The sequence below is a fragment of the Kurthia sibirica genome (assembly GCF_003143975.1).
Lineage (GTDB): Bacteria > Bacillota > Bacilli > Bacillales_A > Planococcaceae > Kurthia > Kurthia sibirica.
In genome coordinates, this window is record NZ_QFVR01000003.1 from 154622 (window position 1) to 175262 (window position 20641).

The 20641-nt window shown below is 35.5% G+C and carries 16 protein-coding genes and 1 other annotated feature; of the genes, 1 reads left to right on the forward strand and 15 read right to left on the reverse strand.

The window, feature by feature from the left end; translation table 11 throughout:
• Window positions 1-26: 26 nt before the first annotated feature.
• The 8 genes from cas3 to hutG all read right to left on the reverse strand — a co-directional run bounded on the left by cas3 (window position 27) and on the right by hutG (window position 10138).
• The gene (gene cas3, locus DEX24_RS03625) at window positions 27-2363 is read right to left on the reverse strand and encodes a CRISPR-associated helicase Cas3' (protein WP_109305037.1); all 2337 of its coding nucleotides are present in this window, start codon (window positions 2361-2363) and stop codon (window positions 27-29) included.
• 694 nt (window positions 2364-3057) lie between these two features.
• The gene (locus DEX24_RS03630) at window positions 3058-3246 is read right to left on the reverse strand and encodes a hypothetical protein (protein WP_109305038.1); all 189 of its coding nucleotides are present in this window, start codon (window positions 3244-3246) and stop codon (window positions 3058-3060) included.
• Between the two features lie 55 nt (window positions 3247-3301).
• Complete coding sequence (locus tag DEX24_RS03635; RefSeq protein WP_109305039.1) at window positions 3302-3610, reverse strand: excalibur calcium-binding domain-containing protein; 309 nt, start codon at window positions 3608-3610, stop codon at window positions 3302-3304.
• A complete protein-coding gene (locus tag DEX24_RS17005) occupies window positions 3600-3782 on the reverse strand; it encodes a hypothetical protein (RefSeq protein WP_146192963.1) in 183 nt (60 codons plus the stop codon). Before DEX24_RS17005 ends, DEX24_RS03635 begins: the two co-directional genes overlap by 11 nt.
• Window positions 3783-3857: 75 nt before the next feature.
• Window positions 3858-4301: a YfmQ family protein gene (locus DEX24_RS03640; protein WP_109305040.1), complete on the reverse strand. Its 444-nt coding sequence runs from the start codon at window positions 4299-4301 to the stop codon at window positions 3858-3860.
• Between the two features lie 227 nt (window positions 4302-4528).
• Window positions 4529-7603 (reverse strand): isoleucine--tRNA ligase, encoded by a 3075-nt coding sequence (gene ileS / locus DEX24_RS03645; protein ID WP_109305041.1) that lies wholly within the window; start codon window positions 7601-7603, stop codon window positions 4529-4531.
• 57 nt (window positions 7604-7660) lie between these two features.
• Window positions 7661-7900, reverse strand: a binding site (T-box leader).
• A gap of 107 nt (window positions 7901-8007) precedes the next feature.
• On the reverse strand, window positions 8008-9189 hold the full coding sequence (gene gltS / locus DEX24_RS03650) for a sodium/glutamate symporter (protein WP_109305042.1): 1182 nt from the start codon (window positions 9187-9189) through the stop codon (window positions 8008-8010).
• 1 nt (window position 9190) lies between these two features.
• On the reverse strand, window positions 9191-10138 hold the full coding sequence (gene hutG, locus DEX24_RS03655; protein WP_109305043.1) for a formimidoylglutamase: 948 nt from the start codon (window positions 10136-10138) through the stop codon (window positions 9191-9193).
• Window positions 10139-10264: 126 nt separating this feature from the next.
• Here hutG and DEX24_RS03660 point away from each other — a divergent pair, with 126 nt between their 5' ends.
• The gene (locus tag DEX24_RS03660; protein ID WP_109305044.1) at window positions 10265-11146 is read left to right on the forward strand and encodes a LysR family transcriptional regulator; all 882 of its coding nucleotides are present in this window, start codon (window positions 10265-10267) and stop codon (window positions 11144-11146) included.
• A gap of 362 nt (window positions 11147-11508) precedes the next feature.
• Here the strand turns inward: DEX24_RS03660 and DEX24_RS03665 are convergent, their stop codons facing one another.
• The 7 genes from DEX24_RS03665 to DEX24_RS03695 form a co-directional block, all read right to left on the reverse strand.
• Window positions 11509-12387, reverse strand: coding sequence for an ABC transporter permease (locus tag DEX24_RS03665; RefSeq protein ID WP_109305108.1), 879 nt, complete (start codon window positions 12385-12387; stop codon window positions 11509-11511).
• 22 nt (window positions 12388-12409) lie between these two features.
• A complete protein-coding gene (locus DEX24_RS03670; protein ID WP_109305045.1) occupies window positions 12410-13414 on the reverse strand; it encodes an ABC transporter permease in 1005 nt (334 codons plus the stop codon).
• A 75-nt stretch (window positions 13415-13489) separates the two neighbouring features.
• Entirely contained in the window at window positions 13490-15088 is a 1599-nt protein-coding gene (locus tag DEX24_RS03675) for an ABC transporter substrate-binding protein (protein ID WP_109305046.1), read from the reverse strand.
• A gap of 23 nt (window positions 15089-15111) precedes the next feature.
• A complete protein-coding gene (locus tag DEX24_RS03680) occupies window positions 15112-16104 on the reverse strand; it encodes an ABC transporter ATP-binding protein (RefSeq protein ID WP_109305047.1) in 993 nt (330 codons plus the stop codon).
• On the reverse strand, window positions 16079-17098 hold the full coding sequence (locus tag DEX24_RS03685; protein WP_109305048.1) for an ABC transporter ATP-binding protein: 1020 nt from the start codon (window positions 17096-17098) through the stop codon (window positions 16079-16081). The genes DEX24_RS03680 and DEX24_RS03685 overlap by 26 nt, the downstream gene beginning before the upstream one ends.
• A gap of 416 nt (window positions 17099-17514) precedes the next feature.
• Complete coding sequence (locus tag DEX24_RS03690) at window positions 17515-18702, reverse strand: DUF4272 domain-containing protein (protein ID WP_170112830.1); 1188 nt, start codon at window positions 18700-18702, stop codon at window positions 17515-17517.
• A gap of 733 nt (window positions 18703-19435) precedes the next feature.
• Window positions 19436-20578: a hypothetical protein gene (locus tag DEX24_RS03695; protein ID WP_109305050.1), complete on the reverse strand. Its 1143-nt coding sequence runs from the start codon at window positions 20576-20578 to the stop codon at window positions 19436-19438.
• Window positions 20579-20641 lie beyond the last annotated feature (63 nt).

A 20641-nucleotide genomic window follows, 5' to 3' on the forward strand; every position in this document is an offset into this window, starting at 1 on the left:
CAAAAATAGAAACCATTTGCTACTGTTTAATCGATTGCTACACCGTATAAATTATGATACGAATTACTATTTAATACGTGAACACCTTTATTGCCAAAGCTAATAGTAGTGATTGCTCCGATTTTTTCTAATGCTTTTTCTTCATGTTTAAACAAATTGACTGCGTATTGCTGCGCGTCTTTCATCAATTGTGAAAAATCAAAAATAGAAGAATGATCAACTAATTTATTAACTATTTCCTGTCCCTCCTTATACGGTACAATCACTGTCACACTGTCGTTACTGATTACCTCATACTCCTCGGAAGCCGTGCCAATACTATTTGAATATTGCATATAACCGAGTGTGTTTTTACCTTTAAAAAACAAATCATAGATTGATGTAAGGCCAATCAAATAATCCAATTTTTTATCAAATGCGTCATAAAGCCTTGTGAAATAGAGCTTCATCGCTTTATTTCCCAGTGGATTTTCATTATTGGCAGCACAATCATTTAAAATAGCATGTGCAATCTTTCCACCAATTTCAATTTGCTTCAATTGTGAGATATTTTCTTCACTATGTTTTACTACATAAACCTGTTTCACAGCATATTCTCCATGTCTATTACATCTGCCAGCTGCTTGAGCTATAGCATCCAGTCCGGTCAATGATCGTATTACACAGTTGAAGCTAATATCTACACCTGCTTCAATAAGCTGCGTCGATACACAAATTACTTTTTTCTTTTTTTCTCTAAGAGCGCTTTTAATATCTATCAATGCATCTCTTCGATGTTGCGGGCACATTGATGTACTTAAATGATATATTTCGAAATTTGTATTTCCTATTAGATTTAATACTAAATCTTTTGCTGCCTTTTTCGTATTCATTATTATGAGAATATTATCTTCATCTTGCATTTTTCTATCTATAAACATTTTTATGTCATCTGTATTCCAACCAGCCGGACGATCTAAATAACAAATTTCAGTTCGTTTGAATTGTTCAATGACATCACCCAAGTTTTGCACTAATTCTAAAGGAGGATTTATTTTTTTTGATATTTTTTCTAAAGCCGGTTGTGTAGCTGTACATAAGACAATGGTTGTATTTGCCATACCAGCTAAAAACTTAATTGATTCATTGAATAGGGACAATGATTCCAATGGTACTGCTTGTACTTCATCAAAAATAATAATGCTATCTACTAAATTATGAAAACGTCTCGTATTTCTATTTTTGGAGTTATAGAAGACATTCAAATATTGAACCAATGTTGTAAAAATAATTGATTCATTCCAATTATCAACGTAATTTTCAGCAGGTAATCTATACTCATTTCTTTTTATTTTTGCTTCATTTTCTATTAAGTTATCTTGCAATACATTGCTATGATGTTCCAATATGACTTTTTTTTCGCCATCACGCCATAGTATTTCATTCATTTCTTTAACATTTTGCTCAATGATTGTAGTAAATGGCACGATATAAATAATGCGTTTTTTATTGTGTTGTTGTAAATGTTCCAAAGCAAATCTAAGACTAGCTAATGTTTTACCACCACCAGTAGGGAGGGACAATGAATAAATAGCTGTTTCACAATTAGCTGTTTGTACAATTTGCTCCGACATTTTTTGGCGTAATTCATCAATTTTATTCTTAACTTCAAATGATTCCAGTTTACTATTTAATCTGTGCTGTAATAATGACCAATTCACTCTTGATATAGTCATTTTTTCACCATCATCAAATGCTTTTGCATCTAATTTATCTGCATCTAACAAACAACTAAAAATGAATTTTGTAAGAAATACAGATAAATGATTAAAAAAATGTAATTTCGACTTAAATGGAATACTCTGTGTTTTTGTAAATTGAAGAAATCGAGTTGTAAAGCGCTTCAATTCTAGTTCTGCTTCAGCAATACAAGCTAAAAAATCATGTTTATTATGTATTTCTTCAAAAAAAAGTTGTTCAATTCGTTCCAACTCCATATTTTCCTTCGTTAATCGATGATAAAATTTATTTGAATTAGATAATGGATCTTCAAAATTCATCAGTTTACTGTGGTGAGAGAAAATTGCATTTATGATTGGGGCAATTAATAATTTATTTTCACTGGTTCTATATAAAATTTGCCCACCTACAGTAGCGTGATCTCCTCCATTCGAAAACTGACTACTACCTGTTTGAACTATTTCTTCTATATAATGTTGAAACTGAGTACTGTACTTCCCGACATCATGTAGCATACCAGCTAAACTACATATATTCTTTAGACCTAGTTTACTACCAAATTCACCAGAATATTGTTCAACATTGAGTAAATGTTCCTTTAAACTTTGTATTTCTCCTCTTTTACTAGTATGAGCAATATACATTTCATCACCTCTTATATAATATAATAACACTTTATACACAGTTTTATGTTATTATATTGAAAATATAGTTTTTTTTATAAATTAATGATACGTACTCTACTTTTAATACATGGGTGAAAATAATTTGCTCCGTCATAAGCAGGTCTAGCTATTTTATTGGTTAGTCTTGGGATGGATTTATACTACTATTATTAATCGATTGTATGAATACATACTTAGCTCAAAATCGATCAAATCATTTATAACTAAAGAGAGTTACTTAATATTTCATTTCACCAATTTTTCATTGTTTTAATCATTTGATAAACAGCGAGAGAACTCAAGATAGACTCCATATGGTATGGCTTATCTCACTTTTGCTTAGATTCAGCATTTTAAGTAGAAAAGATTTGGTGAACCTGCGCTTTTTCAGGTCTATTTTTAGGTATATTCATCATGATTAAAAAAAAAATGGCGAAAGCGCCTACCGATACTTGTCGGCGGAAAGCTTTCGCTATTTTTATTTTTCTAAAACATGAATTGTTTTAATACCCCAACATATATAATAGAACCAAAATTACATATACTATTACAACATGAAGGCAAAATTAAAATGAGTCCGGTGCAATACCGAACTCATGTTAACCAAGCTATCTAAATATGGCTCAGTTTTAGGAATCACTTCACTCATTGAATAAAGTGGAGGATTTTATATTTATGCTGTTTTTCTTCGTTTTGTGCGCATTTGATGGATCAAATAGATCACGATAAATACAGCGATATAAATAATCGATTGTATAATAAAGCGCTGCATTGAAAAATTCTGGGCACTATAGTTTATGGCTTGCATTACTAACATAAATGAAAACCATCCGACAATAAAATTCAGTACAAGTCCTGGCATAATTCAACACTCCTTTTTTTCATTATACACGTTTTGTATCATGAAAAAAATGATGTTATTTTTCGCAGGCAATATTGTCTTTATCACGATCTAAATCCGCGTTTTGTTGCATTGCTTTTTTATAAATACTTGCTGACACTTTTGCAGAAGAAGCACGATATTCTACTTTACCATTTCGTTTTACGACTTTATTTTTAGTTGCGGCTGATTTTTTTACACCGCTTGGATATTTTTCATTAAATACTTTGCAATTGCTATAGACTGATTTTGCTTCTGCTTCCGTAGAGCTGGTTGGCATTGAAATGGATCCTAGTACCATAGTTGCTGATAAAACGCTTAAAATTGCTGTTTTTTTAATGATCATAATAACCTCCAATAAAATTTTGTTCAATCATTGTATGTTCTTTATTTGATACATCAATTAAATAATTAATAGATAGATAAAGTAAAAGTAATATAAGTATAATACCCATAATTTTCTTCAACAGATTAATCCCTCCATATTTAATCGTTAATGCCATACTATCATAATACATTTTTTAACTATTAGATACAAAAATTGACTAGGAGGACTTCGGTGAGCTACCGATTCCTACTAGTCAATCATATGATTATACCGCTATACGCGTTGGATTTGTAATAGCTTTCAGCGATTCTGAATTCAGGCTATAAGATAAAACACTTTTGTCAATTTGTTTGATAACTTCAACTTTTGAATGATCATAGTAAACTGTTAGTTTCATATCCTTTTTGCCTTTTTTCGAATGAATAATATATGGTGTTACTTCTAATTGTGGATCAATATAGTATGCTTCATTACCTTTAAAAATTGAGTTGCGTACTAAAAAACTTGCTTCATTAAAAGAATCGATAAAATTGCTTTTTTCTGTGCCTTCTAAAGTTTTGCCATCAAATGTGACAACCACTTCATCCGCATTAAATTTTTGATGCATAGCGAATTTTGATGTTAGCCACACAACCACAATATTCGGTGGTGCTGTAACGAGTTTTGCAACGCCCGCAATGACGATTACTAACAGTACTGTCCATGACATGATAAAACATCTCCTATGATTAAGTTTATTCGATTTTGTCTATCGGTGTAAGACCGTTATTCAATAACGTAATTATCTTATCATAGTAAAAATGAATTACAATGTACTTTTGAAAATGTTCACGATATAGGCACAATACTCTATCTGCATTTGACCAATAAATGGCATTTGTGAAGTTTTTGAAAAGTGAGCTAGTCCCATTACAGGAATAGCTCACTTTAGAGTATTTAATAGACAAGCTCGATCCATAATTCATCATCAAATAATTTGGTCGTAATCGTTGGTGTCACTATTTTTTTATTATAATTGAAGCGTTTCACGAGCATATTTGCTTGCAATAATGCTTCGAATTTTTTCAAAATCTCTATATTTTCTTCATTGGCTGAAAAGTTTATTTCGATATATTTTTCAACAGGTAGATCTAATGCTTTACGTTTTTCTTGAATAATTCGGATCATTTCACGCATTTGACCTTCCTGTAATAAGTCTTCTGTTAACTGTAAATTCATCAAGACTTCATAACCAGCCTCTTCTTCAAATGCAAAACCTTCTGGTACATGAGATGTTTTTTCAACATGTTCTCGTTTTAAAACAATTGGTTCATCATCTATATGCAATACTAAGCTACCATTTAATTTGAATTGACGTTTTTGTTGTTCTGTTAAGTTTTCGACTAGGGATTTCATCACATTCACATTTTTCCCGAAAGCGATTCCCGCCGTTTTGAAATTTAATTTATAATCTATTTTTTCATAGTCTTCTAATGTTTTAACAAAATGTAACTCTTTTATATTCAGTTCTTCTTTAATAATATGCGCATAATCTTGCAATTCTTCGACTGGTGATACAATAAATAATTCACTCAATGGTTGTTTCACTTTTACAGCCGAGCTATTCCTTATACGACGCCCTAATTCCACAATATTTCGAACGGCGACCATTTGCGCTTCCAATGTCACATCTATCGTTGAGGCATCACCGATTGGGTAGTCTGCTAAATGTACAGATTGACCCGTTAGTGTTGTATAGATATCTTCTGTTATAAATGGCGTAAATGGGGCCGCTAACTGTGCAATCGTTGTTAATGATTCATATAATGTAGCATAGGCTGCTAATTTATCATCCGACATACCTGTTGCCCAGAAACGCGCACGATTTCGTCGGATATACCAATTACTTAATTCTTCAATGAAGGATCCCATTTCACGACTTGCTTGCGTAAAATCATATTGCTCCATCGCCTTGTTAGCGATGACTTTCGTATGTTCTAAGCGCGATAAGATCCATTCATCCATTTTAGTATGAATGCCTTTATTTTGTGCATCATATACATAACCATCTATGTCTGCATACATTTTATAAAAACGGAATACGTTATCAAAAGTATCCACAAATTTAGATTTAGCCTCTTGTACCGTTTTATGAGAAAAACGCTTTGGATTCCATGGCGCACTATCTGTCATAAATGCCCAGCGAAGTGCATCTGCTCCATACGCCTCCATCATCTCTGATGGCTCTAACGCATTTCCTTTACTTTTAGACATTTTACGACCATCTTCATCGAGTATATGTCCAAGTGATAAGACGTTTTTATAGGGTGCTACGCCTTTATACAGCGTTGAAACGGCCAATAAGCTATAGAAAAAGCCTCTTGTTTGATCGATTCCTTCAATCACAACATCTGCTGGGAATGATTGACTAAAATCAATATCCTTATTAAACGGATAATGGTGTTGTGCAAATGGCATAGATCCACTATCAAACCAGACATCGATGACTTCTGGTGTACGATGCATTGTATGTTCACAAAGTGGACATTGACAAACAACTGTATCAATATAAGGCTTATGCAATTCAAGTGTATCAAGAGATTGACCGCTAAGTTGCTGTAATTCGGCGATACTTGCAGGTGCTACTTCATGACCACATTCATCACATTGCCATACATTTAGCGGCGTTCCCCAATAACGGTTACGACTAATATTCCAGTCGAGTACATGATCGAGGAAATTGCCAAATCTACCTTCTTTAATATGCTCTGGATACCAGTTGACTGTACTATTTAATTTCACTAATTCATCACGATGTTTTTGCATATTAATAAACCAGCTATCTGTTGCATAATATAATAATGGAGAATCACAGCGCCAACAATGTGGATAACTATGTTCATATTTTTCTTTTGAAAATAAGCGCCCCGACTGCGCAAGCATTTTAATAATATCTACATCACAATCTTTTACAAAACGACCTGCGAGCGGCGGAACTTCAGCTGTATAACAACCTCTTCCATCGACAATATTAACAAATGATAAACCATTTTCTTTAACGATGCGGTAATCATCTTCACCATAGGCTGGTGCAATATGCACGATACCTGTACCAGATGAGTCCGTCACATAGTCTGCTAAAACGACTTCATGACCTTTTTCAAGTGTCACAAAATTAAATGGTGCTTCGTATTTTAAGCCTTTTAATGCACTTCCTGGCATTGTTTCAACAATTTGAGCCTGTCCTGAAAATAATTTTTCAACAAGCGATTGTACAACGATATAATAATCACCTTCGTATTGCACTTTTGCATATTGTAATGTTGCATTTACTGCAAGAGCTACATTTGCTGGTAGTGTCCAGGGTGTAGTCGTCCAACCTAAAAAATAAACATTTTCTTCATTGACTAGTTTAAATTTCGCTGTTGCAGACAAATCTTTAACATCCTTATAACCTTGTGCCACTTCATGAGAGCTTAATGAGGTTTGACAACTTGGACAATAGGGCGATACACGATGTCCTTTATATAGCTCACCATTTTTATGCACATGACTTAAAATGGACCAAACCGACTCAATATAATTATTTTCAAGCGTAACATATGGATTTTCCATATCTAACCAATAGCCAAGATCTTCTGTAAATACACGCCATTTCTTTTCATAGGTAAAGACGCTTTCTTGACATTTTTTTATGAATTTTTCGATACCATATTTTTCGATTTCTTGTTTGCCAGAAATACCCAACTCTTTTTCTACAGCCAATTCCACTGGCAAACCATGCGTATCCCAACCTGCTTTGCGTTCAACATAAAAACCTTGCATTGTTTTATAGCGTGCAACGATGTCTTTGACTGTTCTACCGAAGGCATGTCCGACATGGGGTAGGCCGTTTGCTGTTGGAGGTCCCTCATAAAAAACGAAGGGTTTCGCTTTTTTGCGCTGTGCTATTGATTGTTGAAATGTATGGTCACTTTGCCATTTCTGTTTGATTCTTTGTTCTTTTTCATAAGCTGATTCTTTTTGTTGCATTATTATTCCTCCTATACTTTTGTACAAAAGGCATACAAAAAACACCACCCCTCGCAAAGAGAGGTGGTGTTTTTTCGCGAACCACCTAAAACTATTGAAAATCCGAGTCAATAGCACTTAGCGACGTACAATCATACGCGTTCTTTTTAACGGTAGAATCCCGAGTTAGCTTACTGTCAATTTCGGCTAACTATCTCAGAGACGATTTTCAATTTGAATTTGTACACTGATTTCCACCAACCATCAGCTCTCTATAGGACAAGACTCAAAAATACTCTTTCTCTTCCACGACTTTGTATGCTTTTATTATTATTAAGTGTAGACTACAGTGATTTTACTGTCAACTATATACATGATGGGGAGGCTATAAGATGTTGATCAACCGTATTTCGAGCACAATTATGTTATTTAAATAAATTAATTGTCGTAATAATAATTGGCATACCAAAAACGTCTATTAAGAACGCACCCACAATTGGTACGATTAAAAAAGCTTTTTGTGATGGGCCATATTTTTTCACGATTGCAGACATATTTGCCATAGCATTAGGTGTAGCACCTAGTCCATGACCAAGGAAACCAGAAATCATAACTGCTGCATCGTAGTCTTTTCCGATAAAGCGGAATAACACGAACACACCAAATAAGAAAATAAAGACGACTTGCACAAAAACAATCACAAAAATTGGTAGTGCTAAATCTGCTACTTCCCATAATTTAATGCTCATTAATGCCATAGATAGGAATATGCCCAGTGAAATATCACCGATTAAATTGATTTCTCTCATATTAATGAAATCAGGTTTGATTCGATCCATCACATTACGAACGATGACCGCAACAAACATAGCGCCTACATAAGCCGGTAACACGAAACCAGTTAGATCCGAGAAGAATTGTCCTACATATGTACCAATGGCCATAGATAGTGTAATTAAAAACACTTGATTCATGAATGATTTCTCCGTCACCGGATGTTCATACACTTCAACATATTTTTCTGATTTTCCTTCATTGGGTTTTAGATTATGCTTTTTAATTAAATATTTTACAGCGGGACCACCGATTAACGCTCCAGCAACCAGCCCTACTGTAGCTGCCGCCATTCCGATCGATACAGCTGAGTTAATACCCATACCTTCAATTGTCGCACCATAGGCTGCAGCAGAACCATGTCCACCTTCCATTGATACTGCTCCGGCCATTACACCTAATAATGGATCCAAATGAAATACTTTGGCTAAACTAACGCCAATAATATTTTGTACCAATGCTAAAAAACCACAGGCAATCCAGTAAATAATAAGAATTTTACCACCCAGTCGAACAAGTGCAAAACTAGCACCTAGACCTACTGTTGTGAAAAATGTAATCATAAAAATACTTTGTAAAGACGTGTCTAGTGATAACTCTACCACGCCAGTCGCCTTTAATAATGTTGCAATTGCTGCAAAGATTAATCCTCCTACAACTGGTGCAGGTATGCAAAATTTATTGAGTAGCTTTACTTTGTTGACGGTAAACGTACCGAGTATGAACATCGCTACCGCTATAAATAATGTAGTAATTTGATCAATTTCAAACAATCTATTTCCCCCTAGTCATACCTACCATCGCTTCATTCGTCAAATATGCACCTAACTTCACCGTTAAGCCACCTTGATCTAAGGATGGATTCACTTCACATATACTGAAGCTCGTTGTTTTATCATTATTCGTTATGAGTTGAATAATTTTCCTCACCGCTTTTGGATGTAGACCAAAAACAGATGGTGCGCTGACACCTGGTGCATGTGCTGCATCAATTACATCCATGCAAAGCGTCATTAATAATACATCACACTGTTGCGAAAAATGGTCAAATTCCATTGCTAAATCAGCTTCTGTCATTGTATCTTCATATAAATACGTAACATCAAACGCGTCCGCACGATTAAATAACGCTTGTGTATTACCATAACGCTGAATACCACAAACGAAGTATTTTGCTTTTTTATCCTCATCAAGAATTTGTTTAAACATTGTTCCAGATGAGGTTTCTTCATCATAGTCACGCAGGTCAAAATGGGCATCGATATTAACTAATCCAATAACCGCTTCTTTCCCATACGCTTCACGAACACCTAGATAATGACCATATAAGGTTTCATGACCACCACCTAATATAATTGTTGCTGTATCCGTTTTCAGCGATTGTGCAACGATTTTACCCAATTCTACTTGTGCTGCTTCTAGTTGACGACCTTCACATTCAATATTGCCTAAGTCAACGATTGACACCATATTTTCTTCAATTAAAGGAATGCTCGACAATCCTTCTCTTAAAGCATTTGGACCTTGAGCAGCACCCAGTCTGCCTTTGTTTCTTCTCACACCTTCGTCACATGAAAAACCGACGATCGCGATATTAGCTTGCGCGTCACTCAATTGTGTTGGCTCAATTACTGACACAGCTTGATGTAATCTATAGCTTTCTTTAATAAGTAAACTGTCCACGCGACCGTTCCAAAATTCAGTCATTTTTGAGTTATACATATATTTTATCTCCCTCATTATTCATGCTTTTAGCTGTATTGTAAGTATAATTTTTATAATCTATAATTACTAATACTGTTTTTTTATATATTTATAGTTTATAACTATATATAGAGGTGAATATTTTTGGATATTAAACAACTTAAGTATTTTATAACAGTTGCAGATGCAGGTAGTTTTTCTAAGGCGGCTTTACTTTTACATATATCCCAGCCGTCATTAAGTAACGCGATTGCCAATCTTGAAAAAAGTATTGGCAGTAGTTTATTGGAACGTTCTACAAGGCATGTGCGACTAACTGACACAGGCATGTTGCTTTATGAACGCTCCATTGAGCTAATCAATCAATTTTCTATCATAAATGAAGAATTACAAGATGTCATTCATGGCAATGAAATAAAAATTGTTTTTGGTATGATTGAAGCTGCACATCGATGGTTTTCTGAAGTTATGCTATTGCATCATGAACAATACCCTGACATTCAATTTTCGATTATCGATACATTGTATAATAAATCAGTTATGGAAGCTTTGGAAAACTATGATATACATGCCGCAATTTCTAATCATTTCATACAAGGGCCCCATATTACTTGTCAGCAATTATATAGTGAAAAATTCGCTGTTATTATGCCCACGGATCATGCACTTGCACATCAACAACAAATTTCTTTACATCATATTAGCAATTACCCACTTATAACAGGTATGCCCACTTTTGAAACATGGAAATTGATTACGGAAGCGTTTGAAAAAGCACAAATCACCCCTAAAATCGCTTATGAAATTGAACGTTTTGAAATGGTGAAAATGCTTGTTTCATCGGGTGCTGGCATTAGTATTTTACCTGTAAATTATGTGCAGAATAATTTACCTACGAACTTAACGTATAAACTATTAACAGATGGACATCTTGAACGACCTGTATATTTATGCTATTTGAAAAATCGTAACTTTCCTGACTCCATCCTCAATTTATTCAAAAAAATTGAAGATTTTTGCAAATAAAACGATACGGAACTTTCCTCTCTCAAATAGACGGCTCTAAAAAGGCGAAGCAGCCATCTAGTGTCGATACATTATTGAATATGCTTTCTTTTTAACGAATTCTTCGCATCAGAATATATAGATGGTAAGTGATTAAATACTTCCAGTAAACCTTCACTTGCGAGACATTGCGAATTGCCTATTTTCTTCTCTAGCTAAATGGCTCTGGCCTATTTCTAATTTCTAGTCATGTGAATGGCAATTATTTTTCTCGACATAGAAAAACCCCATTAAGTAAACTGTTGATCTACAGCGTACTGTAGTTTTTAACAGGATTTACTTAATGGGGATACTACCAAAGCTTCTTTGGATAAGACAGCTTTTTAACTTTTCATTTTTGGATCAAAAGCGTCGCGAAGTCCATCACCCATTAAATTGAAACCAAGGACCGTTAACATGATCGCTAAACCTGGAAAAATCATTGTCCATGGTGCATTAACTAAATAGATACGGGCATCTGACAACATCTTTCCCCACTCTGGATCAGGCGCTCTTGCTCCTAAACCGAGGAAGCCAAGCGCTGCTGCTTCGATAATAGCTGTTGCAATCGCTAACGTCCCTTGAACGATAATTGGCGTCATTGAATTCGGCAGAACATGCGTAAAAAGAATCCGTGAATCCTTCATACCAATGGCTTTTGCTGCTGTAATATACTCTTCTTCTTTAATGCTTAACACCTTTGAACGAATCAACCTACCAAAGTTTGGTACATTGACGATTGCAATAGCAATCAGTGCATTGCGTAATGATGGTCCTAATACCGTAACGATTGCGATTGCCAATAAAATACTTGGGAACGCCAGTATAATATCGAAGATCCGCGAAATAATTGTGTCTACCCATCTACCGTAGTATCCAGCTATAATTCCTAATATACTGCCGACAATGATAGATATTATAACGGAAAAGAACCCAACCGCTAATGATAAACGAGCACCTAATATGACACGTGAGAATATATCACGACCAAAATCATCCGTCCCAAACCAGTGGCTTGCTGATGGCGATAATAATTTTAGTTTAAAGTTCTGTTCATTAACACCCTGTGGTGCAATCCACGGTCCAAATACTGCTAAAAACACGAAGAATGCGACAATGATTGTACCAATAACTGCAATTTTATTTTTTCTAAAACTTTTAAAACCATCTTGAAAAGGACTTCTTGCTTGTGCTTGTTTTTCAACTTCTACTTTTGGTAGCATGCTAGTCAAAGTGCATCCCTCCTTAATTATATTTGATTCGTGGATCGATAATACTATACAATACATCAACTAAAAGATTAATCATGACAAATATAAATGCGACAATCAGTATACCTGATTGAATAACAGGATAGTCACGTGAACTAATCGCTTCATAAATGTAGCGACCAATACCCGGCCAACTAAAGATTGTTTCCGTTAAAATTGCACCACCCAATAGTAGTCCAGTTTGTAGACCAATGACTGTTAATACAGGTATAATTGCATTTTTCAAACTATGCTTATATACAACTAGGAACATTCTTTGCCCTTTTGCGCGAGCAGTACGCACAAAATCCGATCGCATGACTTCTAACATTGTAGAGCGTGTCATACGTGCTATAATCGCCATCGGAATGGTAGCTAAACAAAATGCCGGTAAAATAAGATGTTTCATAACATCGATAAATTGATCGAAACGTCCTACTAATAATGTATCAATTAAATAGAAATTAGTAATGGCTTCAACAGGGTCACGTGCGTTAAATCTGCTTGATGTTGGTAAGATTCCTAATTCAACACCAAATGACCATTGACCCAACAACCCTAACCAAAAAATCGGAATGGATACACCGACCAAAGCTAAAATCATAGCTGTGTAATCGAACCATGAATTTTGGAACCAAGCAGAAATAATACCAGCATTTACACCGATTACAACTGCGATAACCATTGCCACAAATGCTAGCTCCATTGTTGCCGCTAAATATGGCCAAACTTCATTCAAAATGGGTACGCCTGTTTTAATAGACGTACCAAAATCGCCAGTCAACAGCTGCCCTATATAATGGAAATATTGTATGTACCAAGGATTATCAAGTCCTAAGCTTTCACGTAAAGACGCCACAGCTTCTTTAGTAGCTTGTTGACCTAATATGATTTGTGCTGGGTCACCAGGAATGGCTCTAACAATTAAAAAGACAATAAATGTCATACCAAGTAAGACAGGTATTAATTGTAATAAGCGTTTTCCAATATACTGAAGCATATTCCTCTCCTCCTTTAGTGAATAAAAAAGCTGCCAACATCAACGAACTGAGTTGACAGCTTCTTGTTATCTTTATTATTTAATGTCGATTGTATCAAAGCGATCCGAACCAGTTGGATGTGGTTTGAATCCAGTAATTTCTTTAATCCCTGCAATTAGAGGCGTTGAGTACGCAAGTGGTACCCATGGTGCTTCATCATGTAAAATAACTTGTGCCTCTTTATAAAGTTTCTCACGTTTTGCTTCATCTACTTCAATTTGCGCATCTTTTAACAGCTTATGTGTTTTAGAGTTTTTGAAGAATGTGTAATTATTTGAACCAATACTATCTTCATCTAAAAGTGTGTATAAGAAGTTATCGGCATCGCCGTTATCGCCTGTCCAACCAAGAAGGAATGCATCTGCCTCACCTTTAGCAGCTTTTTCTAAATACGTACCCCACTCATAGTTGACGATTTTCGATTTCATACCAACATCTTCTAAATTTTTCTGAATAGCTTCTGCCATTTTTTGACCATCTGGCATATACGGACGTGGTACTGGCATAGCCCATAATTCGATTTCTTTACCATCATAACCAGCTTCTTTTAACAGTGCTTTTGCTTTTGCTGGATCATATGGATAAGCATCGATTTCTTCATTAAAACCAGTAATTACTGGTGGCATAGCATTTGTCGCTACAGTTGCTTGACCTTCATAAAAAGCATCTACTAACCCTTGCTTGTCGATTGCATAGTTGACAGCTTGACGTACTTTTTTGTCATCAAATGGTTTGCGTGTTACCGTCATACCTAGGTAACCTACGTTCATTGAAGGACGTTTGAATAATTGTAATTTATCATTGCTTTCAATCGCTTTTGCATCTGTTGGATTAATACCATCTGCTAAATCAATATCGCCTGTCGTTAATGCATTTAGACGTGCTGAGTTTTCAGGAATTGAGCGGAAGATTACTTTGTCTAATTTAGGTAATCCTTCGATGCGATAATCTTTGTATTTTTCTAAAGTAATCGAATCATTGCGCTTCCAGCTAACAAAAGTGAATGGACCTGTTCCCACTGGATTTTTGTAAAAATCTTTACCAAATTTTTCAAATGCTGTTGGGCTCGCAATTGAGAATGGTGTCATCGCTAAGTTTTTAAGAAATGGTGCTTGTGCACGGAATAAAGTAATGACTACTTTATCTTCACCATCCGCTTTTACTTCTTTAATGACTGCATTCTTCTCACCTTTGAAGCCACCAAACATCGATTGGAAGTATGGTGTAGATTCTGCATTACCACTCATCCAACGCTCAAAATTTTTCACAACTGCTTCTGCATTGAAGTCCGTACCATCTTGGAACTTAACGCCTTTTTCTAATTCAAATGTATACTGTAAGCCATCATCAGAAGTATCCCATTTAGTTGCTAAACCAGGTACTAATTCTGTGCTTTCTTCACCAAAATTAATCAATGTTTCAAAAATATTTTTTGCTACTCCTAGAGATTCACCATCCGTTACAGCTGCTGGATCCAATTTTACTGAATCGGCTCCTCTACCAAACACTAACGTCTTTTCTTTGCTTGAATCTGCGTCTTTTCCTGACTCCTTCTTATCTCCACCACATGCTGCAAGAGCAGTAGATAGAACCAAAATGAGTAATAGGAAGAACATTAAGCTCTTTTTCTTCATGCTTTTTCCCCTCCAAAAATAGATTAATCTTTATTATCATTGTTGCGATCACTATGTAAATGACAGGCAACAGAATGACCAATTTCATATTCCACAATTTCCGGTGTTTGTTGTGAACAAATGTCCATTTTATATGGACATCTCGTATGGAATGCACAGCCTGTAGGGGGATTGGCTGGACTTGGTATATCCCCTTTGATCAAGCTTTCTTTCCGTACGAAATCCGGATCTGGAACGGGTACTGCTGTTAAAAGTGCTTGCGTATACGGATGCATTGGATTTTCATAAAGCATCTCGCTATCTGCTATTTCGACGATTTTACCTAAATACATCACAGCTACACGATCACTAATATGGCGAACGACACCAAGATCATGGGCGATGAAAATATAGGTCAGCTTGAGCTCATCTTGTAAATCACTCATCAGATTTAGTACTTGGGCTTGAATGGATACATCCAGTGCAGAAACCGGTTCATCCGCAATAATCAACTTTGGATTCGTCATCAAAGCACGGGCTATACCAATACGTTGTCTTTGTCCACCACTAAATTGATGGGGGTAACGGCTTGCATGATAGCTACTTAAACCAACAATTTCTAATAATTTGGCAACCTTCTCTTTACGTTCTTCAGGAGTACCAATATTATGAACTTTTAATGGTTCTTCCAGAATTTTCTGAACATTGTGCCGAGGATTCAATGAAGCATATGGATCTTGGAAAACCATTTGAATATCACGTCTTGCCTTACGCATTTCGGATGACGTCATTTTAGTAATACTCTTTCCTTCAAAAATCACTTCACCGTCTGTCGGTTCCAATAAACGCATAATTGCTCGGCCAGTTGTTGACTTCCCACAACCCGATTCACCGACAATTCCAAGTGTTTGACCTTCATAAATTTCAAAAGACACATCATTAACAGCTTTGACACTCCCCGTTGTTCTGCCAAAAAAGCCTGATTTAATAGGGAAATATTTTTTAAGACCATTAACCTTCAGCAATGGTTCTGCCATGTAAATCACTCTCCTTTTGCTCATGTAGGAAGCATCTTGTCAAATGATTTTCCCTTGTTTTATATAAAACTGGTTCATCGACTAGGCATCGATCAAAGGCAAATTCACAACGAGTCGCAAAACGACAACCTGCTTTAATCGTACCGGGCTTCGGCACATTTCCAGGTATAGAATAAAGACGATCCTTTTTCTCACGCATATCTGGTACGGATTTGATCAGACCTTGCGTGTATGGATGCTGCGGATCCTTGAAAATGTCCTTCACATAACCCTGTTCAACAATTTGTCCGCTGTACATCACGATGACACGCTCACAAGTTTCTGCTACAACACCTAAATCATGTGTAATAAGCATAACTGCCGTATTCAAGCGATTATTTAAATCGCGCATCAACTCAAGAATTTGTGCTTGAATCGTCACATCTAGAGCAGTAGTAGGTTCATCTGCTATTAAGACCTTGGGATCTGCAACAAGCGCCATTGCAATCATCACACGCTGTCTCATTCCTCCGGAAAGCTGATGAGGATATTCTTTAATAAGTTCTTCTACCCTCGGTAACCCGACAAGTTTCATCATTTCGATAGAACGGGCAGTTGCCTGTTTTTTTGACCATTTTTTATTATGTAATAACACCGCTTCATTTAACTGCTTTTCAATTGTAAACAATGGATTTAATGATGTCATCGGCTCTTGGAAAATCATCGCAATATCATTTCCTCGAATTTTGCGCAGATCACGCTCTTTCAATTTCGTTAAATCCTTGCCATCAAACATAATTTTACCTTCTGTAATTTTACCTGGTGGTGATGGGATTAAACCCATGACTGATAACGAAGTTACACTTTTGCCGCTTCCTGATTCACCTACGATGCCAAGGATTTCTCTTTCCTTCAACGTAAAAGATACGCCATCTACAGCAGGAACGACTCCATCATCTGTAAAGAAAGTAGTTTCTAAATTTGTAACTTCTAGTAAATTTTTCAACTCTGTCATCGAAAATTCCCCTCTCTCACAAAATTCTGAATTTTCATTATATTTATTTTACAATATCTTTAGGGTAAAAGGCAAATTTTTTATTAAAATGTTATTTATTCTTATTTTAACAATTAATACCATTATTTATCCGATACTACAAACGCTGTTTCTCCAATATTTAACTATATTATAAAAATAGTATGTCTCACATACGAATCATCAAATCCATGGAACGCGCAGAAAACTACTCCTATGGGAATAGCATGAGCTGAAAACCACATAAGCACGAAGTGACGAGAAGTTTGAAGCCATATCCGTGGAAAGCGTTTTCGAAGCGGAAATGGCTTGAAATAAATAATCCCGTATGATTTCGAAAAATCATACGGGATTTTCTCTGTTGAAAATACGTTTGTCTCAGGTGCTACTTTTTTGGGTTAGGCATTTAATGTTATGTCATCCCATGGTTCATCATGCAAGGCAATTAGCCAATTAAAGGCACGCTGTCTTTCCATTATTACACCTTCGTCCAAATCGGCGGGTGCTTCTATACCATTCATGCGATTTTCAATACAAGACCAATGATATAAATAGTTTTCATCCATACGATCCAGTAATTCTGTCGTAGTAACTGGTTGTGCTTCAGCAACTATTTCACTGACATTTGTATTATCTGTAATCAGTTGTAGCAATGCATCGACATCACAAATTTCAGTTGGTTCTTTTAATTCACTTAGTAGACCAATTGACCACAACATGACCCATGCTGCTTCATATAGCCACATACGATTGATTAATTCTTGATTGTCAAAATGATCCTTTTCTAAAAATAATTGTTCGTCGTTCGTTAAATTCATTTTCACACCGTAGCGATTTAAAAATACTTCAGACATACGTTTAGCTGTTGTTATTGCGGTCTTTTCTTCGTCATCTAGTAATTCACGTACAAATTGAATCATAATAATTATAATGGATGCTCTTTTTGCTACATCTACAGTTGATCGCCTTTGCACCATCTTGCTATCCGGTAATAAGGGTAGCGCATCAATATACGGTATTTTATTGGCAGACAGCTTCACTTGGCTAGCCTGTCTTCTCCCTTGATTTTCGATTGTTGCTTCAATAGTTGTTTCATATGCCACTTGTTGTTTTGTAATTGTAGCAGTAAATTTTTTTGCCATAATTTTATTATTTTCATCTACTAGTTCTTCACCACTTCCATCCAAAATAATGGAAGACGGCAATAAAATAAGACCGCCAATCATCGATGTCGTTTCGATAAAACTCCCCCAAAATTCTTCAATATACTGCTCCATAATATCAAATGATATTATGGTAGTTGTGTGACTAGCTTGCCGTACTAAGTTATCTTTAACTACTTGATCACCCGCTACTTCAGCGATTATATAACCGACAAAACCATTCGTAAATTGATTGGCTCCCTCATTTTCCAAGCGTTCTTTCAACTGGATTCTTGCGATTGGTTTCTTTTTAATAAAGCCCTTTTTAACGATGATGAAATGGTCTTCTTGTTGTATAACTTCATATGGAAGCATTGCTTTTGTGAGAATTTTATCGATTGCTACTGATTGATCTCTCGATGCGTAAAGCGTAAAATATGCCATTGGTATAACTCCTATTCTTTTTGAAAATGACGAACTGGATTCTTCTGCTATCTGTTTTAATTTCCCAGGTAATAACGTGATTGCTGTAATAACTGCCATGTTGTTGCCATTTCCAGTGACAATTGGTTCGTCTATGATTTTCTTTGTATAGACTTTGTATTGATTAGCCATGGTTACTGAAAAATCATCGAAAATCGTATGTATTCACTTGCTACTGTGAGACATTTGTACTTATTATACCGTGCCATTACCTTTTCAACTATTTGAGTATTTATGAAGAGTAGCTATAATTTAAGTAAAAGTGTTCATCTACTGTACTAATAAAACGCTCAGATATGTAGACTGCATATAGTGTCTTCATTCTCCTACTCATCTCTACTTGCACATCTGCCATCCATTCAAGCTATTGTATAAGTGAATAAAATCGACTACCTGCTTCAAAAAAACTAGAACATTCGTGGAGATCCGTACACATGGACACCTCGTAAAATCTTGCATGACCTATCACTGTTAGCTGCTGTAAAATAAGGGATTCGCTAGTTTATAAGTTGATCATTTCGGCTTATAGTTTATCCCTATTTAGCGCGCTCTCCAAATAATCAAATAAATCCTGCTGTGTAACCATTCACTTCACCCTATATACTGTATTCCCATTTCACAGTATAGTAGTCATTATAAATGATAAAACAGCTAGAAAGGCCGCCATTGTATCAGTACAATTTGCGGCCTTTTTTTATTTTTTTGACGTGATTATATCAAGATTATATAAGCCGATTTTTTTCTGATCGCCTAAGTATTTTTTTAGGTTTTCAATCTCTATGTGGGCAGTACGTTTTTTAGTATCTAGAGAATAACGATCTAAGTAAAATTCCTTGTTTTTAGTCTCGTAGACATAATAGATCTGACCATTTTTAAATTGCATTTGTGCGTGATTTGCTGGTTCTATTGGTTTTGGTCGAATCGTCATATATGTTTCGGTTGCTGCTGTTTTCGTATGATAACGATAGATTGTACCAACACCATTCATAAAGTAAATTGCCTCATTTACACGATAAATGCTGTTATCAAAAGTAAGAGGCAAACTACTTTCTGTTTCTTGTTCCGAACGATATTGAGCAATCGGTGTTGTTTGAACATCAAATGTTTTTTTATCTACTCGATACAAGTTAATATCTTCATATTTCTCTGTTTCATAATTGGACGCTGCAAAATAGTAGGCCTCTTCATCACTAATTACTTGTGAAACCGCATCAAGATTCCCTGTATTTTTCAACTTTAGTGATGTGATAAGTTTTGTTGTCGGATGATCTTTGAGCTGTAAAGAACGCAGTTGAAACTCACTCGTTATTAAATCCTGCGTTAAAAGTAGCACATGATCTTTTTCTTCCCCTGCTGCCGATACAAAATAGGGGATGAGCGCCGTTTCAAATTCACCTTGTTGGCTTAAATAGCGAATCGTCATTTTATAATCATGTTTTTTACTCAATCCACTATTATAAATAGAATAAAATTGTTTTGTTTGAGGTAATAAACCTGTTTTCAATCCACGATATTCATCTTCAGTAAATGTTTTTGTAATCGCTTGTTTACCAAATAAAGATAATTTATTTGACTGGTCAATAAATACATCGTGCCCATTTACTACAGTGCCACCATATTCAACAGCATTGATAGGAAAACCCTTTGCTTTTCCTTTATGATCTATAAAAACGATAGACCCTTGCTGTTCTTTTTTCTCAAGTAACTCCGCTTCTGGAGAAATATACAAGAGCGCTTGTTGTTTTTCAATAAAGCTTGGATTTTCATAGATGTTTTTAGCTGTAGCGGCAGTATGATCCGTTGGATTTACATACTTCCATATGACAAAAACAGCCACAATGAAGAGAATAATTCATCCGACTGTGGCTGCGATTACTTTCTTTTTCATAAAATCCTCCTT